At 40.7% G+C, this 26,131-nt stretch carries 19 protein-coding genes and 7 tRNA genes; 22 read left to right on the forward strand and 4 right to left on the reverse strand.

Annotated elements, in window-relative coordinates:
• The first annotated feature begins 7 nt into the window (after positions 1-7).
• The 6 genes from ASE55_RS13720 (at position 8) to ASE55_RS13750 (ending at position 849) form a co-directional block, all read left to right on the forward strand.
• Positions 8-81, forward strand: a tRNA-Thr gene (locus tag ASE55_RS13720).
• A gap of 121 nt (positions 82-202) precedes the next feature.
• Positions 203-283 (forward strand) — tRNA-Tyr (locus tag ASE55_RS13730).
• Positions 284-368: 85 nt separating this feature from the next.
• Positions 369-441, forward strand: a tRNA-Gly gene (locus tag ASE55_RS13735).
• Between the two features lie 56 nt (positions 442-497).
• A tRNA-Tyr gene (locus tag ASE55_RS13740) sits at positions 498-578 on the forward strand.
• Between the two features lie 85 nt (positions 579-663).
• Positions 664-736 (forward strand) — tRNA-Gly (locus tag ASE55_RS13745).
• Between the two features lie 41 nt (positions 737-777).
• A tRNA-Thr gene (locus ASE55_RS13750) sits at positions 778-849 on the forward strand.
• Between the two features lie 918 nt (positions 850-1,767).
• Here ASE55_RS13750 and ASE55_RS13760 read toward each other — a convergent pair.
• On the reverse strand, positions 1,768-2,583 hold the full coding sequence (locus ASE55_RS13760; protein WP_128414578.1) for a hypothetical protein: 816 nt from the start codon (positions 2,581-2,583) through the stop codon (positions 1,768-1,770).
• Between the two features lie 344 nt (positions 2,584-2,927).
• On the opposite strand from ASE55_RS13760, the gene ASE55_RS13765 reads away from it, so the two are divergent.
• The 5 genes from ASE55_RS13765 (at position 2,928) to ASE55_RS13785 (ending at position 10,625) form a co-directional block, all read left to right on the forward strand.
• A complete protein-coding gene (locus tag ASE55_RS13765) occupies positions 2,928-3,608 on the forward strand; it encodes a response regulator transcription factor (protein ID WP_056220673.1) in 681 nt (226 codons plus the stop codon).
• A gap of 3 nt (positions 3,609-3,611) precedes the next feature.
• Positions 3,612-4,976 (forward strand): ATP-binding protein, encoded by a 1,365-nt coding sequence (locus ASE55_RS13770; RefSeq protein WP_056220676.1) that lies wholly within the window; start codon positions 3,612-3,614, stop codon positions 4,974-4,976.
• Positions 4,977-5,128: 152 nt separating this feature from the next.
• Positions 5,129-6,364, forward strand: a complete 1,236-nt coding sequence (locus ASE55_RS13775) for a TolC family protein (RefSeq protein WP_185116297.1) — start codon at positions 5,129-5,131, stop codon at positions 6,362-6,364.
• 1 nt (position 6,365) lies between these two features.
• The gene (locus tag ASE55_RS13780) at positions 6,366-7,454 is read left to right on the forward strand and encodes an efflux RND transporter periplasmic adaptor subunit (RefSeq protein WP_056220680.1); all 1,089 of its coding nucleotides are present in this window, start codon (positions 6,366-6,368) and stop codon (positions 7,452-7,454) included.
• A 69-nt stretch (positions 7,455-7,523) separates the two neighbouring features.
• Positions 7,524-10,625: an efflux RND transporter permease subunit gene (locus tag ASE55_RS13785; protein WP_056220683.1), complete on the forward strand. Its 3,102-nt coding sequence runs from the start codon at positions 7,524-7,526 to the stop codon at positions 10,623-10,625.
• Between the two features lie 83 nt (positions 10,626-10,708).
• Here the strand turns inward: ASE55_RS13785 and ASE55_RS13790 are convergent, their stop codons facing one another.
• Positions 10,709-12,208 (reverse strand): DUF4394 domain-containing protein, encoded by a 1,500-nt coding sequence (locus ASE55_RS13790; RefSeq protein WP_056220684.1) that lies wholly within the window; start codon positions 12,206-12,208, stop codon positions 10,709-10,711.
• A 329-nt stretch (positions 12,209-12,537) separates the two neighbouring features.
• Here ASE55_RS13790 and tuf point away from each other — a divergent pair, with 329 nt between their 5' ends.
• From tuf to nusG, 4 genes are all read left to right on the forward strand, one after another.
• Positions 12,538-13,749: an elongation factor Tu gene (gene tuf / locus ASE55_RS13795; RefSeq protein WP_056220687.1), complete on the forward strand. Its 1,212-nt coding sequence runs from the start codon at positions 12,538-12,540 to the stop codon at positions 13,747-13,749.
• Positions 13,750-13,808: 59 nt separating this feature from the next.
• Positions 13,809-13,879 (forward strand) — tRNA-Trp (locus ASE55_RS13800).
• Between the two features lie 12 nt (positions 13,880-13,891).
• Positions 13,892-14,098, forward strand: coding sequence for a preprotein translocase subunit SecE (gene secE / locus ASE55_RS13805; protein WP_056220690.1), 207 nt, complete (start codon positions 13,892-13,894; stop codon positions 14,096-14,098).
• Positions 14,099-14,118: 20 nt separating this feature from the next.
• A complete protein-coding gene (gene nusG, locus ASE55_RS13810) occupies positions 14,119-14,661 on the forward strand; it encodes a transcription termination/antitermination protein NusG (protein WP_027388021.1) in 543 nt (180 codons plus the stop codon).
• Positions 14,662-14,716: 55 nt separating this feature from the next.
• Here the strand turns inward: nusG and ASE55_RS13815 are convergent, their stop codons facing one another.
• The gene (locus tag ASE55_RS13815; protein ID WP_056220693.1) at positions 14,717-15,799 is read right to left on the reverse strand and encodes a GNAT family N-acetyltransferase; all 1,083 of its coding nucleotides are present in this window, start codon (positions 15,797-15,799) and stop codon (positions 14,717-14,719) included.
• Positions 15,796-16,785: a polysaccharide deacetylase family protein gene (locus ASE55_RS13820; RefSeq protein ID WP_056220696.1), complete on the reverse strand. Its 990-nt coding sequence runs from the start codon at positions 16,783-16,785 to the stop codon at positions 15,796-15,798. Before ASE55_RS13820 ends, ASE55_RS13815 begins: the two co-directional genes overlap by 4 nt.
• Before the next feature lie 67 nt (positions 16,786-16,852).
• Between ASE55_RS13820 and ASE55_RS13825 the strand changes: the two genes are divergently transcribed.
• The 7 genes from ASE55_RS13825 to rpoB all read left to right on the forward strand — a co-directional run bounded on the left by ASE55_RS13825 (position 16,853) and on the right by rpoB (position 26,112).
• Positions 16,853-17,602, forward strand: a complete 750-nt coding sequence (locus ASE55_RS13825) for a hypothetical protein (RefSeq protein WP_056220699.1) — start codon at positions 16,853-16,855, stop codon at positions 17,600-17,602.
• Positions 17,602-19,221: a zinc-dependent metalloprotease gene (locus ASE55_RS13830; protein ID WP_056220700.1), complete on the forward strand. Its 1,620-nt coding sequence runs from the start codon at positions 17,602-17,604 to the stop codon at positions 19,219-19,221. The genes ASE55_RS13825 and ASE55_RS13830 overlap by 1 nt, the downstream gene beginning before the upstream one ends.
• 300 nt (positions 19,222-19,521) lie before the next feature.
• Entirely contained in the window at positions 19,522-19,965 is a 444-nt protein-coding gene (rplK, locus tag ASE55_RS13835) for a 50S ribosomal protein L11 (RefSeq protein WP_056220703.1), read from the forward strand.
• An 11-nt stretch (positions 19,966-19,976) separates the two neighbouring features.
• Positions 19,977-20,669 carry a 50S ribosomal protein L1 gene (rplA, locus tag ASE55_RS13840; RefSeq protein WP_056220710.1) on the forward strand — a complete coding sequence of 231 codons (693 nt, stop codon included), beginning with the start codon at positions 19,977-19,979 and terminating at the stop codon, positions 20,667-20,669.
• A 17-nt stretch (positions 20,670-20,686) separates the two neighbouring features.
• Complete coding sequence (gene rplJ, locus ASE55_RS13845) at positions 20,687-21,277, forward strand: 50S ribosomal protein L10 (protein ID WP_056220713.1); 591 nt, start codon at positions 20,687-20,689, stop codon at positions 21,275-21,277.
• A 46-nt stretch (positions 21,278-21,323) separates the two neighbouring features.
• Complete coding sequence (gene rplL, locus ASE55_RS13850; RefSeq protein ID WP_056220716.1) at positions 21,324-21,692, forward strand: 50S ribosomal protein L7/L12; 369 nt, start codon at positions 21,324-21,326, stop codon at positions 21,690-21,692.
• Between the two features lie 598 nt (positions 21,693-22,290).
• Positions 22,291-26,112 carry a DNA-directed RNA polymerase subunit beta gene (gene rpoB / locus ASE55_RS13855; RefSeq protein WP_056220719.1) on the forward strand — a complete coding sequence of 1,274 codons (3,822 nt, stop codon included), beginning with the start codon at positions 22,291-22,293 and terminating at the stop codon, positions 26,110-26,112.
• The last annotated feature ends 19 nt before the right edge of the window (positions 26,113-26,131 follow it).

A 26,131-nucleotide genomic window follows, 5' to 3' on the forward strand; every position in this document is an offset into this window, starting at 1 on the left:
TTTATTTGCCTCCATAGCTCAGCTGGCCAGAGCACGTGATTTGTAATCTCGGGGTCGTGGGTTCGAATCCCTCTGGAGGCTCATTTTAATATAAAATATCTGGGGAGATTCCAGAGTGGCTAGTTGGCCAGAGCACGTGATTTGTAATCTCGGGGTCGTGGGTTCGAATCCCTCTGGAGGCTCATTTTAATATAAAATATCTGGGGAGATTCCAGAGTGGCTAAATGGGACTGACTGTAACTCAGTTGCTTCGGCTTCGTAGGTTCGAATCCTGCTCTCCCCACATTTTATATTAGAGAAAAAGTTGCATGGCTAAAGGATTTTTCTTAAGTTTGCACAGCGTTACCAATAATTTTGGAAACAGAATTGCGGAAGTAGCTCAGTTGGTAGAGCGTCAGCCTTCCAAGCTGAATGTCGCGGGTTCGACCCCCGTCTTCCGCTCAGCAATATCGGAAAGCAAACCCGCAAGATCGTTTGGCAAAATATTTTTTTAGCATGGGGAGATTCCAGAGTGGCTAAATGGGACTGACTGTAACTCAGTTGCTTCGGCTTCGTAGGTTCGAATCCTGCTCTCCCCACATTTTATATTAGAGAAAAAGTTGCATKRCTAAAGGATTTTTCTTAAGTTTGCACAGCGTTACCAATAATTTTGGAAACAGAATTGCGGAAGTAGCTCAGTTGGTAGAGCGTCAGCCTTCCAAGCTGAATGTCGCGGGTTCGACCCCCGTCTTCCGCTCAAAAAAAATCATACTGCACGGTGTGATTTTTTTGCTTAATGCCGACTTAGCTCAGCGGTAGAGTGCTTCCTTGGTAAGGAAGAGGTCACGGGTTCAAGTCCCGTAGTTGGCTCTCAGTATTGTCCCGAAATTCTTCGGGATTTTTTTTTGCCTTAAATTTAAACCTGTCCATTTTTACAAAAATTTATTCTTTGGCTATATGCCTTGGGTGATCCTGGAATAGTATTGATGCTGCGGAGCGTGATGTCTGTTATTTCAGCTTCCAAAATTGGATTCATATTTTAACTTAAAACTTTATATAAAATAAAAAACCCCTCTAATAAATAGAGGGATTTGGTGTAAGTGCAAAAATGAAGACCGTTAATTGATACAAATATACCATCCTGATGAGACTTGAATTATGATGTGTGTCATAAAGTGAAGAAATATCTTAAATTAGTTCAAAATCCATAAAGAATTGCATTAATACAATCATTATACTTAATTTTATAATAGCATTATTTGTATATTGCAGAATAATAACTAAAACATCAGATACCATGTTAGCAATATCTTATCAGCATATCTTAGTAGCTGTAATGGCAATTATCCCTTTTCTTTTTTTAGTGGGATATGGCGTATACCGGCTTATAAAGTATTCGGTAAGGAAAGGAATTCAGGAGTCCCGTGAGAAGTAGTAGTTCTACATAAAACCTTAACCTGATAAAGACCATACAATTGCTTTATGTTATTGTGTACGGCTTTTCATTTCAAAACCAGTTCTCTTAATAAGAAAGCACCTTAGGAGGTGATTATGATATCTTAAAATATTACTTTATGTGAACTGTGTGGTTTTTCTTTTCTGAAAAATAGATGATGGGACCAAAGAGTGGAAATCCGAACTGCAGCCAGATATAATTGTTCTTTTGCCGTTTGTTCAGATTTTTGTTTTTCAGGATATCTCTTATCGTATAGATATTTAATATAATGAATACCAAAAATGCAATAAGTAAAATTACAGGGTTTTCAATGAGTATCATAGTAGTAGTTTTTAAGTTATTGACGATATCACTGCACAAGCTACAGCAGTAGAAGCTCCGCATGATCCCCACCAGGGCATTCCCATTGCTCCATAAACATTACAGATGCCGGTTGATGTTGAATTTGCTTTAATTGCTCTAGTAATGCATCCATAACATTCTCCAAAAGAAATATTTCCATTGCCGTTGCTGTCACATAAATGTCTTGATGCTAAGTTATTAATTTTATTTGGATTTGTAAGATAAGCATATTTATCCTTTAATTCCTGGGATAATCCGTTTCCTTCTGCTTCTGTATAATATCCGTTTTGTGTTTTCATCCTGGTATGAAGAAAATTATCATAGTTAAGGTCATAAAGTTCAATGCTTCCTGTAAAGTCTTTCAAATCATAATCAGAAAGATCAGCGTAATTAAGAGCATATTTATCGCCATTAGGTAAGAACTTAGTATCTTTCCAATTGAGAATTTCAAGTTTTCCGGCTAAGCTGTTATTTTTTAGGATGGATACAATATAAAAGTCATAAGAATTTCCATCTACTGTTACGGTTTGATACTGCACAGTATTCAGATCCATTTCTCTACGATCAGAAATAAAATCAGCGTGTCTGACAAAAGTATCAGAACTTAAGAATTTTTCAAGGTTATTTCCTCGGGATTGGTGTAGAGAAAAAGTTGTTACTCGTGATAATACAACAGGATCTTTACCTATGTCTGTATTTGTTTTAGACATTAGGTTTTCATTAGATAGGGCATTGTCATTACTGCACGAATAAATAAAACCAATTGAAATTAAAACTAAAATAGCTGTTAAAGCAATTTTTTTCATGATATTAGTTAGTGTTCCCTATTATTATTGAGCAATGGTTGGAACTTTTCCAGGGCTCAGGTTAAACATATATTTATTTTTTACAATCTTCCGTTATTTTGCTGCATTCTATTCTATATCACCTCAGTTTCTATGCTGTAAAATTGATTTCTTTTTTTCTGAAAAAAATACGGGAATCCTTCATGCACTAAAATGTTCTTTTTAATTCTAATGGATATAAATTGAAATTGTGTAAGTTTCAACCGGGACAGATTACATTAAAATTTAATTAAAGTATACGTGCCGGCTTTCCGTTTCTTTCGTCCCGTAAAAATTTTCTTTACATTCGTATAAAATAAATATTGATGAATATCCTTTTACTGGAAGACGACCTCATCCTGTCGGCGGAACTCTGCAGGTTTTTAGAATCCAATCATTTTACGTGTGACAAAATATATGATGGAGAAACATTTCTGCGCCAGATCAGGAACAATACGTATGATTTTTACCTACTGGACATCAATGTTCCCAAGATCAACGGACTGGATGTCTGCCAGACCATCCGTTCTTTCGATAAAACGACACCGATCATCATTATTTCGGCTTACGGAGACCTTTCGGATAAAAAAGATGCCTTCACCAGGCTTGCCGATGATTACCTGGTAAAGCCGTTTCAGTTTGAAGAGCTTCTGCTGCGCATGAATTCCCTGCTGCGGAGAAAAGCCCCTTCAGAAAACAATGACCAGGAGATCATCAGGGTTGACGATCTGATCATCAATAAAACCGAACAGAAAGTATACCGCGGCGGAAATGAAATCGCACTGACGCTAAAGGAATTTCAGCTGCTGGTCTATCTGGCGGAAGCGCAGGGAAGGACGGTTTCCAAACAGCAGATTACCGAGCATGTCTGGGAGCATAACTTCAATACCAACACCAATACCGTAGAAGTATACATCAATTTCTTAAGAAAGAAAGTGGATAAGGATTTTAAGGTGAAGCTCATTCATACCCGTTCCGGCTTCGGGTATTACTTAAGCCCGTTGTAGAAGATGTCTTTAAAAAGAAAGATCGCGCTTAATCTCAGTATTGCCTTTTCACTGCTTTTCGGTATTGTGATGGCTGTCATTTATATGTCCTTTAATGATTTCAGGAGAGACGAGTTTAAAGAACGGTTCAGGCAGAGGCTGGAATTTACGTCCCATTTTATTGCCAAGTCAAAAGATTTTGAAGAAGAAGCACCTGTATTTTTTAATGAAAATTCAGACAACATCCTGCTTAATGAAACCATCCTGATTTTCAACGGACAGAAAGAACTGGTCTACAGTACCATCAAAGACCGGAATGTGACCTGGAACAATGCCCTGTTAAAGGAGCTTGATGATAAGAAAGTCATCTATTCTGAAAAAACGGTTCCCGAAATTTATGCTGCCCTCCGAAAGATTAACGGTGAAAATTACTATATCCTTACCAGTGCATTCGATACCAACGGAAAATCCAAGCTGGAATACCTTAAATACCTTTTGGTTACCGCCTATGTGATGAGTACGCTGCTGATTGGCTTTTTCAGCTATTATTTCATGGGGCAGTTCCTTCGTCCGCTGGAAGACCTGAACCAGGAAATATCAGAGGTAACGGCGCATAAGCTTACCACGCAGATTCCGGTCCGGCAGTCGAATGACGAAATCAACGTTCTCGCCCAATCGTTCAACACCATGATTGCAAGGCTGGACGACGTCTTCCAGTCACAGAAAGATTTCACGGCAAGTGCTTCGCATGAAATCAGGACACCGATTACCCGGATGGCCTTCCAGCTGGAAAACCTGATCAAGTTCGGGCAGCATTCCCCGGAAACCCTGGTTTCTTTAAAGCAGATCCAGAAAGATGTGTACCAGCTGTCTGACCTTACCAACTCTCTGTTGCTGTTAACAAAATTCGACAAGGAAAATATCCAGAGCATTTATGAAGAAGTAAGAATCGACGAAGTGATTTTTGAATCTTTTGAAGCGGTGGAAAAGAGTTATCCCAATCTTAAAATGGATTTCCTGATTTCCGAAAATACTTCTGAAAACGCATTGCTTACCATTAAAGGCATCCAGTCGCTGCTCGATATCGTATTTATTAACTTATTTAAAAATGCGGCCGTATATTCTGAAAATACGGAAGTGGATGTACTGATTACCGAAACCGATGAACACCTCGTTGTGGATGTCATATCCCGCGGAACCACCATTCCGGAAGAAGAGCAGCCGAGGCTGTTTGAAGCCTTTCAGCGGGGCATAAACTCCCAGAATATTTCCGGGTCCGGCCTGGGCCTCCGGATTGTCAAGCGGATTCTGGAATACCACGGTGCCGGAATCAGCTATACTTCTCCGGCAGAACTGCTGAATAAATTCAGTGTGGTTTTCAATAAGTAATTTTTTCAGAGATTAATAGTCGCTGTTTCAACTTATAATCGTCAAGACTCCTATTACTCAAAACCCATCTCAAAACCTAATTTAATTTTTTTTTAAGGATTCTTTAAGAGCATTTTAATCCTGTAAGGGCATTTTTGTAGCAAATCAGAAAAATGAACAAATTTGCAGGGCTGTTCATCGTCATTTCATCATGTATGACGGCACAACAGCAGATGTCTCTTTCAGAATGCGAAGAAGCGTTCCTGAAGAACAATTTGCAGCTGCTCGTTGAACAGTACAACATCAATAGGGCAGATGCCGATATCTTACAGGCTAAGATCTGGGAACTTCCGCAGGCCAGCGGATACATCAACGCCTACAACCCGGAAGGGAGGAAAGCTTTTGACATAGGCCAGGCAAAAGGGGCGGAAATTACCCAGTTGATCTACATGGGCGGCAAAAAGAAAAATGAGATCGCTTTCGCAAAATCGAATAAAGAACTGGCCCGGCTTCAGTTTTCCCAGCTGCTGGCAGATCTGAGAACACAGCTTCACGCCGGTTACTACCATCTTTATTATGAAAACCTCAAGCTTGGCCATACCAACAGGCAGTTAGGATATATGAACGATCTTCTGTCGGCCTATAAAGTACAGTCGGCCAAAGGAAATGTTTCTTTGAAAGAAGAAGTAAGACTGCAGAGCATGGTCATCCAGCTGAATAATGATAAAACCGCAATCAGCAAAAACATCATTGAATTTGAACAGGAGCTAAAGGTTCTGACCGGGATCACGGAAGACATCAAACCGCAGTTTCCAGACGCTGAACAGATACTTGCCGCGCAGCCTTTCGGAGACGAAACGGAACTTCAGAAAAAAGCACTGGAAAATAATGCAGATTATCAGTACTACTTAAAACTGATCGACAACAGTAAGCTGTACGCCCAATGGCAGAAATCCCTGAATGTGCCTGACCTAAATGTCGGGGCAGGGTGGGACCAGAACAGCGGCACCTTTAAAAATGAAGTCAACCTGATGGTAGGGATCCCTCTGCCTTTGTGGAAATCCAATAAAGGAAATGTTGAAAAAGCCGGTTTTGCGATCCGGCAGAGCCAGACAAGTGCTGATTTCCGGAAACTGGATCTTGAAACCCGGGTAGAAGCTGTTTACAGAACCTGGAAAGTACAGTATGAGCAGTTATCCATGATCACGTCCGCTGATCTTGAAAATACCGAACAGGTCTATAACGGAATGCTGAACAATTTCAGGAAAGGCAACATCAGCCTGATTGAATTTACTGATTTTATGGACAGCTACAGAGAAACGGCGCTGCAGATCTATGATATGAAAAACGGGATCATGCAGTCGGCAGAACAATTAAATCAACTGGTACAAACAAAAATCTTCTATTAAAATGAAAAAATATATAATCCCTGTTATGATGGCTTTATGCATCCTGTCGTCCTGCTCAAAAAAAGAGGAAGATATAAAACTACAGGCTAAAAAAGGTTTTGAGCTCAGCAACACGATGCTTAAGTCTATAGCCCTGGCAACAGTCGGGAAAAAAAATATAGAGGATGAGTACAGTTTTTACGGAAAGATTTCAGCCGATAAAAACAGCTATATCGATGTGTATCCGCTGGTCGGGGGAAATGTCCTGAGCGTTAATGTGGAGCTGGGAGACCATGTGAGAAAAGGGCAGGTGCTGGCAACCATCAGAAGTACGGAATTAGCCGAAGTGAAGAAAGATGTAAGCGATGCAAAAACCGACCTGCTGGTGGCACAGAACAACCTCCGCGTCGCCAAAGAAATGTATGAAGGAAAACTGAACACGGAAAGGGACGTGCTGGAAGCCAGAAGCCAGGTACAGAAAGCGCAGGACCAGATGCAGCGGGCAGGGGCGGTAAGCACCGTTTATAATGTAAAGAAAGGAAATATTTACAGTGTGATTGCACCGATCAGCGGGTATATCGTCCAGAAAAACATCAACAAAGACATGCAGCTGCGAAATGACAGGAGCGAAAATATTTTTGATGTGGCCAATACCACCAATGTGTGGGCTATTATGAACGTAAACGAATCCGATATTGATAAAATCAGTTTGGGGATGAAAGCCCAGGTGTCCACGCTGTCTTATCCGGATAAAGTTTTTGAAGGGAAGATTGATAAAATCTTTAAGATTATTGATCCGGAAACCAATGCCATGCAGGCCAGGGTAGTGCTGGACAACAAAAACGGCTTGCTGATCCCGGATAGCAAGGCAACCATTAAAGTTACCCGTTCTGAAAATACCACGGCACTGGTTGTTCCGTCAAAAGCCGTGATCTTTGATGATAACAGGAGCTTTGTGGTGATCTATAAATCCCGGACGGACATCAAAGTAAAAGAAATAAAAGTGCTGAAACAGGCCGGCGATAGTACCTATATCTCCGAAGGCCTGTCTGAAGGCGAACAAATCATCACCAACAACCAGCTGCTGATTTACCGCTCCTTGAACAGCTGAAATTCATTTTAAACGATTAAACATTCAGGTATTAATCTAATATCTGATGCCTAACTTCTAATTTCTACAATGAATAAATTCATAAAAAATATCATTGCTTTTTCATTAAAAAATAAAGCATTTACCTTTATCTGGGTAGCGGTACTGGCGGTTGCAGGATTCATAAGCTTCAAAAATATGCCTATTGAAGCCTTTCCCGATGTCACCAATACCCAGATTGTTATTATTACCCAATGGAACGGGCGGAGCGCAGAAGAAGTAGAGCGTTTTGTCACCACACCCGTCGAGTTGGCCATGAGTCCGGTTCAGAAGAAAACCAGTGTGAGGAGTACGACGATGTTTGGGCTTTCCATTGTGAAAATTCTTTTTGACGATGGGGTGGATGATACGTTTGCCAGAAATCAGGTCAATAACCAGTTACGAACCATTAGCCTTCCTGATGAGGTAGACCCTGAAGTACAGCCACCCTACGGACCCACCGGAGAGATTTTCCGGTACACCTTACAGAGTAAAACCAAAGACTCCCGCGAATTACTGACATTGCAGAACTGGGTCATCGACCGGGCTTTGAGAGGTGTTCCCGGTGTTGCGGATATCAACGTTTTCGGAGGCCGGGACAAAGTGTTTGAATTAAGCATTGACCCGCGCGCTTTGGACAAATATAACCTCACTCCGCTTCAGGTATATGAAGCCGTAACAAAAAGCAATCTTAATGTGGGCGGCGATGTGATCGAAAAGAACGGGCAGGCCTATGTGGTGCGGGGAATCGGACTGGTGAAATCAGTTTCGGATATCGGGAATATCACAATACAGAATGACAGCGGAAACCCTGTTCTGGTCAAGAGTGTGGCTGAAGTTCATGAAAGCTCAATGCCCAGGGTAGGGCAGGCCGGGCTTAACGGGCAGGAAGATACGGTAGAAGGGATTGTGGTGATGAGAAAAGGTGAAAATCCCCGGGAAGTACTGGTAGGCGTAAAAGCAAAAATTAAAGAACTCAATGAAAAAATCCTTCCGAAAGAGGTTAAAATGGTAACCTTCTATGACCGTGACCACCTGATGGATTTTACAACGGAAACCGTAATGCACAACCTGCTTGAAGGGATCATCCTGGTAACCGTAATCGTATTGATTTTCATGGCCGACTGGCGGACTACACTGATTGTTTCCATCATCATCCCGCTATCATTATTATTTGCATTTTTATGTTTAAAGCTCGCTGGTATGAGTGCCAATTTACTTTCTCTGGGTGCAGTGGATTTTGGGATTATCATCGATGGGGCCGTTGTCATGGTCGAAGGACTTTTTGTGATGCTCGATCATAAAGCACTTAAATACGGGCAGGAAAAATTCAATAAAATGGCGAAAGCCGGATGGATCAAAAAAACAGGGACCGGCCTGGGGAAAGCCATCTTCTTTTCCAAACTGATCATCATTACGTCATTGATCCCGATCTTCTCATTCCAGAAAGTGGAAGGCAAAATGTTCTCGCCGCTGGCATTCACCCTGGGGTTTGCATTGATCGGTGCGCTGATCTTTACCCTGACTTTGGTTCCGGTTCTGTCACACATCCTTTTAAATAAAAATGTAAAGGAAAAAAACAATCCTTTTGTAAACTTCTGGGACAGGATGGTTTTGAAAGGCTTCGGGTATACTTTCAAACATAAAAAAATGAGCCTGATGGTGGCTGTTTCATTCATGGTAGTGACTTTATTTTCGGGTAAGTTTTTAGGCACTGAATTCTTGCCGCAGCTGAATGAAGGATCATTATGGATTACTGCAGAAATGCCGATGAGCTCTTCATTAAAAGAATCCCTGAAAACCGCAGAACTCTTAAAGAAAGACCTCATGCGCTTCCCGGAAGTAACCGATGTACTGGCGCAGACCGGAAGAAGCAATGACGGAACCGACCCGAACGGTTTCGGGTTTGTGCAGTTTGCCGTGAACCTCCAGCCTAAAGAAGACTGGAAAAGGAACATCACGTATGACGAACTGATAGAAGGGATTGATAAAAAGCTGAGGGCATACCAGGGAATTACATTTAATTATTCACAGCCAATCTCCGACAATGTAGCCGAAGCAGTAGCCGGTTTCAAAGCCGAAAACGGGATTAAAATATATGGTGATAATCTGCAGACCCTGGACAGGCTGGCTGAAGAAGTGCTGAAACAGGTAAAAGATATCAGAGGCGTAAAAGATGCCGGAATCATTAAAAATATCGGGCAGCCGGAAGTGAGCGTAGTACTTGACCGGGATAAGATGGCTGCATACGGGGTGATGCCGGATGATGCACAGTCGGTCCTGGAAATGGCATTCGGAGGAAAGACGGCTTCGGAGATGTTTGACGGGGAAAGGAAATTCCCGATCCGCCTGCGCTATGCACAGGATTACAGAAAAGGTGAAAATGATATTGCTGCTTTGATGGTACCTACGCAGGACGGTGCAAAAATACCTTTAAAAGAGATCAGTACGATTGAAAAAGGTAACGGCGCGGCATTTATTTACCGGGATGATATCAAACGGTATATCGGGGTGAAGTTCTCGATCCGTGACCGTGATCTGGGAGGAACGATTGCAGATGCCCAGACGGCAGTAGCGAAAATAAACCTTCCGGATGGATATTCCGTAGGCTGGACCGGCCAGTTTGAAAACCAGCAGCGGGCTTCAAAAAGGCTTGCCCAGGTAGTCCCGGTAAGTATGCTGGGGATTTTCTTTCTTTTATTTGTTCTTTTCGGGAATATGAAAGATGCACTTCTGGTACTGGCCAATGTCCCGTTTGCCCTGATCGGGGGAATTATTGCCCTGCATCTCACCGGAATTAATTTCGGGATTTCTGCCGGTGTGGGGATGATTGCACTTCTTGGGATCTGTATCCAGAACGGCGTAATCCTCATTACGGAATTTCATCAGAATGTCCGGGACGGCATAGGTCTGGACGAAGCTATTTTCAGTGGAGTGAAATCAAGGACCCGGCCTGTTATTATGACTGCTTTAATGGCTTCCATCGGGTTATTGCCGGCTGCACTATCAACAGGCATCGGGTCAGAATCGCAAAAGCCGCTGGCCATTGTGATTATCGGAGGGCTGGTTACCGCCACCGTGCTGACCTTACTGATCTTCCCGATTATTTTCTGGATATTCAACCGGACGAAAAAATCGCAGCTGATCTCATAATCTTTATTAAATTGAGCAGATCCAAAAATAAGAAGCCCGGAAATAAATCCCCGGGCTTCTCCTATTGAAATAATATGATGAGTTTAGAATCCTAGTCCTACGGCAAAAGCTTTTACCACATTCGGGAAATCTGCTACGGAAGTAGCGGCTCCGGTGGTGGTATTAATGCTGTAGATTTTTGTTGAGGTCCCTACAGTGGCCATCAGGTATGCTTTCTGGCTCATGCTGCCGATATCAAATCCGTTGGCATTGGAAATATTGATTCCCAGTGAACCTGTTTCTACCAGCGTACCGTCGTTAGGAGGTATCTGCTGATATAGTTTATCGGTAGTATGGTCGATCACAAATAAAGTGGTTGAAGTGGCTCCGGCCATGTTATTGGTATAGGCTGCAGCGCTTAATGTAGCTCCCAAAGGATTGATGGCGCCATCTATTGCCGTAACCGCTCCGGTTACCGGATCAAGACGGAGGTTTTGCCCTGTATTGCTCACTACCCGTATTCTATCAACCGTAGGATTGAAATCAAATCCGAAATCTGCCCCGACCAATAAAGTGGATAAAGGTGAGGTTCCGACTGCTGTTGCGGCTCCCGTTCCTAAGTTAATGGTATACATCCTACTGGAACTTCCCAGCGCATACAGCTGTCCGTTGACAGGACGGAAGTCAATACCTAAAATATTTTCACCGGTCTGTAATCCGGCGATGGATTTTGAAACCGGCATCGGGTTATTGGGGTTAAAGATCTGAAGATTGTTGGAATTGTCTACAGCATATGCTACCGGTTCCGTAGGGATGGCAAGATCAATAACTGCCTGCTGAAGCATCCCGATATTGGTTGCTTTTCCGTTGCCAAGATCAATCATATGCAGTTTGTTATTTACCGCTATCAGTGCCGTGCTGTTATCAAATTTGATATCGAAAGCTGCCTGCCCTGTAAAAGTGGTGCCCAGGCTTCCTACCTCTACCAGTGTCCCGGCATTGGGCGGATCCTGTTTGAATAATTTGCCTGAAGCGGCATCAATATCATATAAAACGGTGGAAGAAGCTCCGGATTTGCTGTTGGTATACGCTACTCCGGTAATGGAAGGGGTTCCGCCTCCGTTGATGTTGGAATCCATAGCAGCTACGGCTCCCGTTTCAGGATTCAGTCTCAGGTTTTGTCCGGTATTGCTTACCAGTCGGATCCTGTCAACGGTAGGGTTAAAATCTATGGAAGCGATCGTCCCTGAAACCGCCGGCGCAAATGCAGTGGTGTTTACCGTTCTTGCAGATGCATTGGAAGTATTGATGACGTAAAGCTTGCTGGCACTGGATAGTGCGTAGAGTTCTCCGGTTGCAGGCCTGAAATCAATGCTCATTAACTTTTCTCCGGCAGCAACGCCTGAAACTGCTGTTTTAGAAATAAATGTCTTAGGGTTATTGGAATTGAAAGAGACCAGTTCATTGCCGGCTGTTATCCCGTATACCATCAGGTCCGGGCCTTTCACTTCATTTTCCATAGACATCATGTCATCAGAATCGTCACAGGAAAATAAAACGGCCGCGCTGAACAGTACCGAGCAAATGTGTAATAGTTTTCTCATAATATTATTTTAAATGGTTTGTAATATGTACGACAAAAGCGGGACGGCGGATTTTTTAAACGGAAATTATTTTAATTTCAGGCTGTAATCTGATTCTATATCGTTCATAATTAGAATGATAATTTATATTTTAAGGAAAAGGTCTGCCAATGATTTTTTCAATTGAGAAATTTGTGTAAATTTGCAATCTCAATACATGAGATACATAAGGTCTGTACTATATTGATTTGGATATTAAAACTTTTTTTATCAAAAAGTTTATAGTATTTAAAAAATCATTATATTTGCACACCGAAAATTTGAAAAACAATAAATAAATAATTTACATCATGGCAAAGGAAACGTTTAATCGTAACAAACCACACTTGAACATTGGTACTATTGGTCACGTTGACCATGGTAAAACTACACTTACTGCAGCGATCAGTGCTGTATTAGCGAGCAAAGGTCTTGCTGAGAAAAAAGATTTCTCTGCTATTGACTCTGCTCCAGAAGAAAAAGAAAGAGGGATTACTATCAATACTGCTCACATCGAGTACGAAACTGAAAAAAGACATTATGCTCACGTTGACTGTCCAGGTCACGCGGATTATGTTAAGAACATGGTAACGGGTGCTGCTCAGATGGACGGTGCTATCGTTGTGTGTGCTGCTACAGACGGACCAATGCCTCAGACAAGAGAGCACATTCTACTTTGCCGTCAGGTAAACGTACCTAGAATCGTTGTTTTCATGAACAAAGTTGACATGGTGGATGATGCTGAATTATTAGAGCTTGTTGAAATGGAATTAAGAGACTTATTGTCTACTTACGATTTCGACGGTGATAATTCTCCTGTAGTTCAAGGTTCTGCACTTGGTGCACTTACTGCTGCTACTGCTACTCCGGTAAACACTGATGATCAGTGGTTTAAGAGTGTTGAAGAATTAATGGATGCTGTTGATACCTGGATCGAAGAGCCGGTAAGAGATACTGAAAAGCCATTCTTGATGCCAATTGAAGATGTATTCTCTATTACAGGTAGAGGTACTGTAGCAACAGGTAGAATTGAAGCTGGTATCATCAACACAGGTGATCCTGTAGATATCGTTGGTATGGGTGATGAGAAATTAACTTCTACAATTACAGGAGTTGAGATGTTCAGAAAAATCCTAGACAGAGGTGAAGCTGGTGATAACGTAGGTCTATTGTTGAGAGGTATTGAAAAAACCGACATCAAGAGAGGTATGGTAATTGCTAAGAAAGACTCTGTGAAGCCACACAAAAAACTGAAAGCATCAGTTTATATCCTTTCTAAAGAAGAAGGTGGACGTCACACTCCATTCCACAACAAATACCGTCCTCAGTTCTACGTAAGAACTACTGACGTTACAGGTGAGATCTTCTTACCAGAAGGTGTAGAAATGGTAATGCCTGGTGATAACTTAGAGATCACTGTAGAATTGTTACAGCCAATCGCTCTTAACGTAGGTCTTAGATTTGCGATCAGAGAAGGAGGTAGAACAGTTGGTTCAGGTCAGGTTACTGAAATCTTAGACTAATCATCTTAAAAATAATAAAGCTTCCGTAAGGAAATTCTTTACGGAAGCTTTTTTTAACTACGGGCATCGTCCAATGGTAGGATACCGGTCTCCAAAACCGTTGATCAGGGTTCGAATCCTTGTGCCCGTGCAAATAATAATTATGAGTTCATTAATCGATTTTTTAAAAGGTTCTTATAACGAATTCAGACATAAAGTTGAATGGCCGAAATGGTCTGATCTGCAGTCTTCTACTATTGTAGTAACGATAGCGACAGTAATTCTGGCATTATTTACTTTTGGGGTTGATGAATTGTTTTCCAAAGCAATCAGCAACATCATAGGAATGCTTATCAACTTGTTCAATTAATAATAAAGTATTTTCCCACAATGAGCGAATTGAAATGGTATGTGCTGAAAGCAATCAGCGGACAGGAAAATAAAGTGAAAAACTACATTGAGACAGAAATCAAGCGTTTAGGGTTTGAGCAGTATGTTACTCAGGTGGTTATTCCTATGGAAAAGGTAATTCAGATCCGGAACGGTAAAAAAGTTCCTAAAGAAAGACCTTACTATCCTGGATACTTAATGATAGAAGCAGATTTGATGGGGGAAATTCCTCACGCAATCAAAAATATTCCCGGTGTTATTTCTTTCTTAAGCTTAACCAAAGGAGGAGATCCTGTACCGATGAGAAAATCTGAAGTTAACAGGATGTTGGGAAGAATGGATGAACTGTCAGAATTTGCAAGCGATGTTGAAATCCCGTATATCGTGGGTGAGAACGTTAAGGTAATTGACGGGCCGTTCAACGGATTCAACGGAACAGTGGAAAAAATCCTTGAGGACAAAAAGAAAATCGAGGTTTCGGTTCTTATCTTCGGAAGAAAGACGCCAATGGAACTCAGCTATATGCAGGTAGAAAAAGTGTAATGCTTTAAAAATAAAATAAAGAAAGCCAAGCCGTTCAGATTCTGAACGGCTTTTCTTATGTAAAAATTGCATCCCCGTCTCCGGCGGCAACATTAAAATCAAAATCATTCCCCAGAGCATTGTCAAGGTTTTTATGCATCAGAAAATGCCTTTGGCGGTCTTTTTTATATAAAGTACGGATCTGATCTAGATGCTTATTGATGTCTTCATCAAAACTGATCAGGATTGAAATCTTTTCCTGCCTGATGTATAGGTTTAAAACCTGTGCAGATACACCTGCATCTTTACTGCCAAATACAAAATGAAGCTTGGCTATATGGTTGCGTACGGAAAGCATCAATATGGTGTTAAGCACAGTTGCTGTATAAATTTTGATAAATACATATTCAAACTTTTTGTCAAATGCGGAAAACTGATAATTGGCAGGCTCAGACGACTGTTGATTGGTAACCCAGGGATAATTTGTAATCCATCTGATTTCTGCAGTATTTCTGTTGAAGTTGTTGTGTGTCTGGTTTGTACTGATAAATGTTGCAGACTCTTCGTCCAGGCTCTTTGCAATTTCAAACTTCTGAAGGTTATGATTATAGTTTCTGTGCATTATTTTCACGTATGCATTAATCCCACCATCCAGTATTTTCAGGGCCGGCAGTAAAGTTTCCCACTTTTTATTTTTTACAGGAAGTATTTTCTGAAGATCAGATAGAAAATAGTAGGCCCGGCCGTTTAATGATTCCCTAGGAACGAAAAGATTACTTTTCATATACATATTCCCGGCTTCAGGGGTAAATTCGGTGATGATAATATGGCCCTGATATTCATCACAGGCTTTGTGAAGGAGCTGTTGGGCAATCTTTTTTCCCCGGTAATCCGGATGTACAAAGATTGTGCTGAGCCAGCCGGTCTTGATCTTTTGCTTTTCCTTTTTAATCATATCCGGTAAAATACCGATATATCCTGCTAAATTCTGTTGGTCAAAAGCCAGGATCAGAAGGGTGTCTTCATCACCGGCAGCCGGATTGCTGATATGAGATTGTGCCCTGTGAACCGATATGGGACAGAAAGGGAATTGGCGGAACTCAACGGAAATAATCAGTTCCTGTAATTGAGATTTATTATAGGTTTGCAGTGAAATCATCTGGCGATTGTGTTTTTATTGAATATTTTTTTTAGCTGAAAATAGTTGGTTTCAAAGTGTATTTCCCGTTCAGCAGACAGACCGTTTTCCATGGGAATACGCTGCAGATTTTTTTCAAAACCGTCAAGCTTTACACCTGCTGTACCGAATGTCAGCCGTAAAGTTTCATTTTCATCGAACAACTTAATAAACAGTTCTTCTGTAAGCCCGAAGTCGGTAAACGGAAAAGCAAAGCACTCTTCTAAAAGTCCGTTTTCTTTGATGTAGCTTAATGATCTCCGGATATTATGCAGCTGTTCCTCCAATGGAAGGTGCGCGAAATAAGGATGGTCCCAGCTGTGTGAAGCAATACCGAATCCCTGTTGCTGAACAGATTTTAAATCACCAGTATCCATATAGATCTTTCTGCCTGCCCTGTATTCTTTAAAATCCAGATCCATCATCTGTCCCAACTGTTCCAGCTGATATCTGTTTTCGTAACGAATAGCATGGATACTGCCGATGGCTTTATTTTTATTATTTTCTTTTAGCCTGAGTTGACTTAAAACCGGTTCTGGAATACAGTAATTTTTATCCTTGATCTTTTCTATGATCAGGCTGGCCTTCAACCGGAACATCATATCCGGATTGTCTGTAAAAGCCGGATTGATAAAATTGATGGCGTAAATTCCTTTTCTTAAAAGAATCGGTATAACGACCTCTTTAAATTCATAAAACCCGTCATCAAACGTAAGGAGTGCGTAGGGCTTTTGGGCAGGCTTGTTATAATGATCCTTAAAAAAATCCCATGGTACAAATTCAAATTTCTTAAGCATGCCATCAAGATCCGCTTCAAAATCCTTCGTGTTTTTATAGTTGATAATGTGTCTGATGTGGGGCAAGTATTCGTCAGAAACACAGTGATAAACCGGAATTACATAAGGAAGAGGAAATTTTGCATAGGTACCGAGCGATGAATTTATTTTTTTTAAAAATAATTTTAACATTTTATTAAGAAATACAAATTATTTAGTAAATTTAGAGAATTAAACCATAACCATAATTCAAATTAATATGAAGAAAGTAATTTTTCTGGCACTTATCTCGTGCGCAACGCTTAATAAAGCACAAAGCTGGTCATTAACCGGGAACAGCGGAACAAATCCTCCGGCCAACTTCCTCGGAACGCTTGATGCCAAAGATCTAACCTTTAAAACGAACAATACCGAAAGATTTAAAATCGGGCAGGGAACCTTTTTATTCAATACCAGTACGGTAAGCGGTGATGGCGTAGACTTTATTGATAATTCGCCCAACAGAAACGCCGGTACAGATATTGTATGGATTTCAAGTTCACAAAGCCAGGCCAATGATGTCGGCCTTCTGACCCTGTCGTCATCAAATTGGCAGTATCCTGTATTCAGTGCCCGTGAAAACGGTAAAATACTGATGGGCGTAGCATGGAACAATACGGGAATGGTTTCCTGCTCAGACTGCAATACCTACAGACTGTTTGTAAAAGACGGAATAAAAACAGAAAAGATCAAAGTGGAAATTGCGTCTGCCAGCGGTTGGGCAGATTATGTTTTTGATAAAGATTATCAGTTGAAACCGTTGGAGGAAGTCAAATCCTACATCAATAAAAATAAGCATTTACCGGAAGTGCCCTCTGCAGAGGAAGCCGTGAAAAATGGCGTGGAACTGAAGGAAATGAATGTCATCCTGCTGAAAAAGGTTGAAGAACTGACGCTGCATTTAATTGAGATGAATGAAAAAGTAAAGGCACAGGAAGAAAGGATAAAGTTAATTGAAAAAACAAAGTGATGATGAAGAATATATTTTTCCTCATACTTTTGACAGTTGCTTTTACCGGTATAAAAGCACAGAAGGAAAATCCTTTTGATGTTGCGTGTGCAATGCAGAAAGACCCGAAGATAACGGGAATTGAAAATTCCGTGAAAAACAGCCTGCAGACTTTAAACATGAACTGTGGCAATACTTCGCCGTATTATTATGATAACAGTCTGTACATGCCCCAAGCCGCTGATGACGTTATTTATATAAAATTAAATTTTATATTCTTAACCAAGCCGGACGGTACAGGTAATTTTGAACAGAATAATCCTGATCACATCCAGGTTATTGATGATATCGTTGCTGCAATGAATAACAGATTAGCCAACCTGGGACAGCCCGTTGCAGGATGTAACGGTTACGGACAGGCTAATTTTACCAATACTAAAATTCAGACGGTTGTAAATAAAATATGGAAAGCTGATCCCGCCTGGGATTATCTGTATACAGGCTATGATCCTAATTTAGGGCCTTTAGGCGGTAACATGCCTCTGTATCCTCCTTCTTCAGATTATTATTATACTTATCTGGATAGTGATCCTTCGATTCCTTCAGGCATCAATGTAGTATTTGCCAATAACGGCAACATTTATAATAATTATATAGCAACAGGAGATTACAGCGCATCATCCGGTGAAGGATGGGCAGCCGCTGAATTCCCATACCAGGCCCCTATTGATAGGAAATTAAGGCAGTTCTGGCCCAATCTGTTCAATAAGTATTTGTATATGAAAAATTTTGTAGTCAATAATCCTACTTGGGGCAGCCAGCCCTGGTCTGTAGTAAGGCAGTGGCTTGTAGGGATGGGCTATACCAGTTTTCCACATGAGCTTGGACATAACCTGGGGCTGTATCATCATGACTGCGGTTCTAATATTATGAGCTATGATCCGGGTAACCATGATTATTTTAGCAGGGATAATATCGCAACTATGTATTTTAGTGCTTCAGTCACCAGTGCGAGACAGTATTTTACCGATAACTCCTTTAAAACAACCAATATCAATGTAACTTCAAACCAGCTTTGGGATATTGATTTCAGGAACTATTCCAATGTTAAGATTGATAACAATTCCAGCCTGAAAACAACGTGCAAGCTGATCATGGCACCTGAAAGCAGGGTGGTGGTAAAAAGCGGAAGCAACTTTATTATTGAAGGTGCGGATGTGAGTTCTGCCAACAATACAAGCTGGAAAGGGATAAAAGTGGAAGGAACCGGATACTGTCTCATCTTACCGGATACCAAGATTGATAACGGATATTTTTATGTGTATGCAGACAACACCGTCTTACCGAATCTGAAAAGTGCAGAAAAGGAACTTGCAAAGCCTGATTCCAAAATTGTAAAAAATAATCCGGCAGTTTCAGATGTATTCAGGATTTTCCCTAACCCGACCGGGGATTTTATTAATATACAGACAGATGATGAAATAATATCAGGTTCAGTATATAACATATCCGGACAGAAGATCATAACCGTTGAACAGAATAACAAGAGAATTGATGTTCAGTCCATCCCAAGCGGAATGTACCTGCTGGAAGTAAAAACCAAAACCAGAACAATAACAGAAAAGTTCATTAAAAAGTAATTACAGTTACCGAATATCATGCTGAATGACAGTATGAATGAACAGCAATATGCATCTGTTTCATAAACATAAAATTACCGTTTAGCAATAAACGGTAATTTTTATTAATACTCATACTGAAGGTGGATAATACAGATTATGTATTAATTTCTGAACTTTAATGAGTTAACAGTTTGCTATTCCAAAAATATTTTATACTTTTGCAATCCGAAAAGTAGGTTCATCTAATGTGAGAATGGGTAACCTGCTGAATAATAATGCTTCCAAACTCATTAATTATTCAAATTTAAAAAACAAAAAATGGCTAAAAAAGTCTTTAAAATGGTAAAACTTCAGGTGAAAGGTGGCGCAGCTAACCCTTCTCCACCGGTAGGTCCAGCATTGGGTTCTGCAGGTGTGAACATCATGGAGTTTTGTAAGCAATTTAACGGGAGAACCCAAGATAAGCCAGGGCAAGTTTTACCTGTAGTAATTACAGTGTACGAAGACAAATCTTTTGAATTCGTAATTAAAACTCCACCTGCAGCGATCCAATTAATGGATGCAGCTAAAATCAAGGGAGGTTCCGGTGAACCGAACAGAAACAAAGTAGGTTCTGTATCATGGGATCAGGTAAAGAAGATTGCTGAAGATAAAATGGGCGACCTTAACTGCTTCACAATGGATTCAGCTATTTCTATGGTAGCAGGTACTGCAAGATCTATGGGATTAAGAGTAACAGGAACTAAACCAGCTAACGCTTAAAACTTATTGAAATGGCAAAATTAACTAAAAAGCAAAAGGAAGCTTTAAGCAAAGTAGAAAAAGGAAGAATCTATAACCTTGAAGAAGGTTCAGCTCTTGTAAAAGAAGTGAACACAGCAAAGTTTGATGCTTCTGTAGATATCGCTGTACGTTTAGGTGTAGACCCTAGAAAAGCAAACCAGATGGTAAGAGGTGTTGTATCTCTTCCTCACGGTACCGGTAAAGATATCAAAGTTTTGGCTTTGGTAACTCCGGATAAAGAAGCAGAAGCTAAAGAAGCGGGTGCTGACTATGTAGGTCTTGACGAATATTTACAAAAAATAAAAGAAGGCTGGACAGATGTTGACGTTATCGTTACTATGCCGGCTGTTATGGGTAAATTAGGACCTTTGGGTAGAGTTTTAGGACCAAGAGGTTTGATGCCTAACCCGAAATCAGGTACGGTAACGATGGAAATCGGTAAAGCGGTAACTGAAGTAAAAGCAGGTAAAATTGACTTCAAAGTAGACAAATACGGTATTATCCACGCTGGTATCGGTAAAGTATCTTTCGATGCTGCCAAAATCAAGGAAAATGCGCAGGAATTGATTTCTACATTGATCAAAATGAAACCGACTGCTGCTAAAGGTACTTATGTGAAGAGCATTTATCTGTCTTCTACCATGAGCCCGGGTATTGCAATCGATACTAAAGCTGTTAACTAATTATAATCCTTAAGACAATGACAAAAGACCAAAAAGTTGTAGCAATACAAGAGATCAAAGATTTGCTTCAGGATGCTAAAGTAGTTTATGTAGCTGATCTAGACGGTTTGAACGCTGCTAAATCTTCAGATTTCAGAAGACAGGCTTTCAAGCAGAATATTAAAGTGAAAGTGGTAAAAAATACACTTTTACAAAAAGCAATGGAGCAGATTGAAGGAGTAGACTACTCTGAAATGTTTGAAACATTCAAAGGAAACTCTGCTTTGATGATTGCTGAAACGGCTAATGCCCCTGCAAAATTAATCAAAGACTTCAGAAAGAAAGAAGAAAAGCCGGCGTTGAAGTCTGCTTTTGTACAGGAAACTTTCTATGTTGGTGACAATAATCTTGATGCCTTAGTAAGTATTAAGTCAAGAGAAGAAATGATCGGTGAAATCATCGGCTTACTTCAGTCTCCAATCCAGAGAGTGGTTTCTGCTCTTCAAAATAAATCTGAATCAACAGAAGCAAACGCTGAAGAAGCGGCGGCTCCTGCTGAAGAAGAAAAAGCTGCTGACGCTCCTGAAGCATCTGCAGAAAGCACCGAAGAAACTCCGGCTGCTGAATAATTACACTCAAAAAATTAAATAAATAATCAACAAAAACATTACAACAATGTCAGATTTAAAAAATTTAGCTGAAACGCTAGTAAACTTAACCGTAAAAGACGTAAACGAATTAGCTGCTATCCTTAAGGACGAGTACGGAATTGAGCCGGCTGCTGCTGCAGTTGTTATGGCTGGTCCTGGTGCAGGAGAAGCTGCTGAAGAGAAAACTGAATTCGACGTAATTCTTAAAGCTGCAGGTGCATCTAAATTGGCAATCGTTAAATTGGTAAAAGATTTAACTGGTGCTGGTCTTAAAGAAGCTAAAGATATCGTAGACGGAGCTCCGGCTGCTATCAAAACAGGGATCTCTAAAGACGAAGCTGAAGCGCTTAAAAAGCAATTAGAAGAAGCTGGTGCTGAAGTAGAATTGAAATAATTCTGGTTTTTTACCTTAAAATATAAGCCCGGGCATTATGTCCGGGCTTTTTGTTGTTGAAAATTTCGTAATTACCTTAGGGAAATATAATCCGGCATATTTATTTGGAGCTTTATCCCGCTATCCGCTTTTACTCCTCGCCCCCTCCTGAAGCCCTGCTGCTGCGGGGTATCCGCTTCTATCGGGGCTAAGGATACAGACCGTTTGTATTTATTTAAGTCTTAACTGATTCATTATGAAACAGTTTATTTGTTATTTCAGATAAATTGTTGTATCTTTGCCTCTCTTTTGGCGCGAATAATTGTACATACATCTATAAAATATTGAATCCCAGCTCTTTCATACAAGTGAAAGGGATTTCGTGTTTATGGATAATATGGCAGGCCTTGCCCAAAAGTAATAAAAATATTTTGCATTACGCTGTGAAAAGATATACCAGCGTTGCAGTTAGAAAGAGCCAACTATAAAGTTTAAAGAAATAAAGGTCCTTTGTGAGCGCCAAAAACACTTTAACCTTTTGATTTTTAACTTGCTTTTTGCCTTTTTCTGATATTTTTTGTAAATCAAAATATTTTTTAACCCTTTCTTTAAAAGTTTTATGAGTAAAACAACAGCAACAACTAAGGGAACGCCGAGAATTAATTTCTCTTCAGCAAAAGGAAAAATCATCACTCCTGACTTCCTGGATATCCAGATCGAGTCTTTCAGAGAGTTTTTTCAGCTGGATACGCTTCCTGAAGACAGAACGGATGAAGGTCTTTACAAGACTTTTCAGGAAAATTTCCCGATTACAGACTCCAGAAACCAATTCGTATTGGAATTCCTGGATTATCTGGTAGATTCTCCACGTTATTCAATTGACGAGTGTGTGGAAAGAGGACTTACGTATTCCGTTCCTCTTAAAGCAAGACTTAAATTGTATTGTACAGACCCTGAGCACGAGGATTTCCAGACCGTGGTTCAGGATGTATACTTAGGCCCGGTTCCTTATATGACGCCTAGTGGATCTTTCATCATCAACGGTGCTGAGAGAGTTATTGTTACGCAGCTTCACCGTTCACCCGGTGTATTCTTCGGACAGACTTACCACGCAAACGGAACCAAACTTTATTATTCAAGAATCATCCCTTTCAAAGGGTCTTGGATGGAATTTACAACCGATATCAACAGCGTAATGTACGCGTATATCGACCGTAAGAAAAAATTACCGCTAACTACATTGTTAAGAGCAATCGGTTATGAGTCTGACAAGGATATCCTTCAGATCTTTGACCTTGCTGAAGAAGTGAAAGTTTCTAAAGCTGCCCTTAAAAAAGTAGAAGGAAGAACATTGGCTGCGAGAGTTTTGAACACATGGTTCGAAGATTTCGTAGATGAAGATACAGGTGAAGTGGTTTCTATCGAAAGAAACGAAATTATCCTGGACAGAGAAACGATTCTTGAAAAAGAACACCTGGATCTTATCCTGGACGCTGGTGTGAAATCAATCCTGATTCACAAAGAAAACAGCAACGAATTCTCTATTATCCAGAATACGTTACAGAAAGACCCTACCAACTCTGAAAAAGAAGCGGTAGAATATATTTACCGTCAGTTAAGAAATGCAGATCCGCCCGATGAGGAAACAGCAAGAGGAATTATTGAAAAATTATTCTTCTCTGAGCAGAGGTATTCATTAGGGGAAGTTGGACGTTACAGACTGAACAAAAAGTTAGGCCTTAACATCCCTACTACCACTGAGGTTCTTACGAAAGAAGATATCATCGCGATCGTAAGACACTTAATCGAGCTTGTTAATTCCAAAGCGGAGGTTGATGATATTGACCACTTATCCAACAGAAGAATTAAAACGGTTGGTGAGCAGTTGGCAGGACAGTTCGGTGTAGGTCTATCAAGAATTGCAAGAACCATCAAGGAGAGAATGAACGTTAGAGATAACGAAATCTTTACTCCGCTTGACCTTGTGAATGCAAAGACGTTAACATCCGTAATTAACTCGTTCTTCGGTACCAACCAGCTTTCTCAGTTCATGGACCAGACCAACCCGCTGTCAGAAATCACGCACAAGCGTAGACTTTCTGCCCTGGGACCTGGTGGTTTATCAAGAGAAAGAGCAGGTTTCGAGGTTCGTGACGTTCACCATACCCACTACGGAAGAATCTGCCCGATTGAAACTCCGGAAGGACCAAACATCGGTTTGATTTCATCTTTGGGTATTTATGCTAAAATCAACAGACTTGGTTTTATCGAAACACCATACAGAAAAGTAGCTGACAGCAAGATTGATCTTAATGCTGACCCGATCTACTTAAATGCGGAAGACGAAGAAGACAAAGTAATTGCCCAGGCAAACGTTGAGCTGAACGATAACGGTGAATTCTTAACAGACAGGATTATTGCAAGACTGGATGGTGATTACCCGGTAGTGGAGCCTTCTCAGGTCAACCTTATCGACGTGGCACCTAACCAGATTTCCGGTATTTCAGCTTCACTGATTCCATTCCTGGAACATGATGATGCGAACCGTGCATTGATGGGATCCAACATGATGCGTCAGGCAGTTCCTCTATTGAAGCCGCAGGCTCCGATTGTAGGTACAGGGCTTGAGCAGCAGGTGGCAAGAGATTCAAGAATTTTGATCAATGCTGAAGGTACCGGTACGGTAGAATACGTAGATGCAGATAAGATCATTATTAAATATGAAAGAAGCGAAGACGAGGATTTAGTACAGTTTGAGTCTGCTACAAAAACATATAAACTGACCAAGTTCAGAAAAACCAACCAGAGTACAACCATTACCCTGAGACCAAACGTAAGAGTAGGGGATACAGTGGAAAAAGGACAGGTGCTTTGTGACGGTTATGCTACTGAAAAAGGAGAACTGGCTTTAGGTAGAAACCTGGTGGTGGCCTTTATGCCTTGGAAAGGGTACAACTTTGAGGATGCAATCGTAATTAACGAAAAAGTTGTTCGTGAAGACTGGTTTACTTCGATCCACGTAGATGAATATTCTCTTGAAGTTCGTGATACCAAATTAGGTATGGAAGAACTGACAGCAGATATCCCTAACGTTTCTGAAGAAGCTACCAAAGATCTTGACGAAAACGGAATGATCAGAATCGGTGCTGAAGTGAAGCCTGGTGATATCATGATCGGTAAGATTACACCGAAAGGAGAATCTGACCCGACTCCGGAAGAAAAGCTTTTGAGAGCAATCTTCGGAGACAAGGCAGGTGATGTAAAAGATGCTTCATTGAAAGCTGACTCTTCATTAAGAGGGGTGGTGATCAATAAAAAATTATTCTCAAGAAATATTAAGGATAAAAAGAAAAGAAGCGAAGAAAAACTTAAGCTTGAAGAGATTGAAAATACCTACAAAGCTAAGTTTGACGAACTGAGAAATACTTTAATCGAGAAACTGAATACGCTGGTTAGCGGTAAAACTTCTCAGGGGGTGAAAAATGACCTTGATGAAGAAATTATCGGTAAAGGAATTAAATTCACGCATAAATTATTAACATCCGTTGAAGATTACGTTAACGTAAGCGGTGCAGACTGGACGGTTGATAATGATAAGAATGAATTGATCAAGCAGTTGATTCACAACTATAAAATCAAATTCAATGATATCCAGGGGGTTAAAAACCGTGAGAAATTCGCAATTTCTATCGGGGATGAACTGCCTGCAGGTATTATGAAGCTGGCTAAAGTATACATCGCTAAAAAACGTAAGCTGAATGTAGGGGATAAGATGGCAGGACGTCACGGTAACAAAGGGATCGTATCAAGAATCGTTCGTGAAGAAGATATGCCGTTCCTTGAAGACGGGACACCGGTAGACATCGTATTGAACCCGCTTGGGGTACCTTCCCGTATGAACATCGGACAGATCTATGAAACCGTTCTTGGATGGGCCGGTCAGAAATTAGGAATGAAGTTCGCTACGCCGATCTTTGATGGGGCTACGCTTGATCAGATTACGGAGTATACAGAGAAAGCAGGTCTTCCTAAATTCGGTCACACGTATCTTTATGACGGAGGTACAGGAGAAAGATTTACACAGGCAGCAACCGTAGGTATTATCTACATGCTGAAATTAGGACACATGGTTGATGATAAAATGCACGCACGTTCTATCGGACCTTACTCATTGATTACCCAGCAGCCGTTAGGAGGTAAAGCTCAGTTCGGTGGACAGAGATTCGGAGAGATGGAGGTTTGGGCTCTTGAAGCATTTGGAGCATCCAATATCCTGAGAGAAATCCTGACTGTAAAATCTGATGACGTAATTGGTAGAGCGAAAACTTATGAAGCCATTGCGAAAGGTGAATCGATGCCGGAACCTGGTATTCCTGAATCTTTCAACGTATTACTTCACGAGTTACAAGGACTTGGACTTGATGTAAGACTTGAGGAATAATTTTAAATTTTGAATGTTG

It is taken from the genome of Chryseobacterium sp. Leaf201 (assembly GCF_001421435.1).
GTDB lineage: Bacteria > Bacteroidota > Bacteroidia > Flavobacteriales > Weeksellaceae > Chryseobacterium.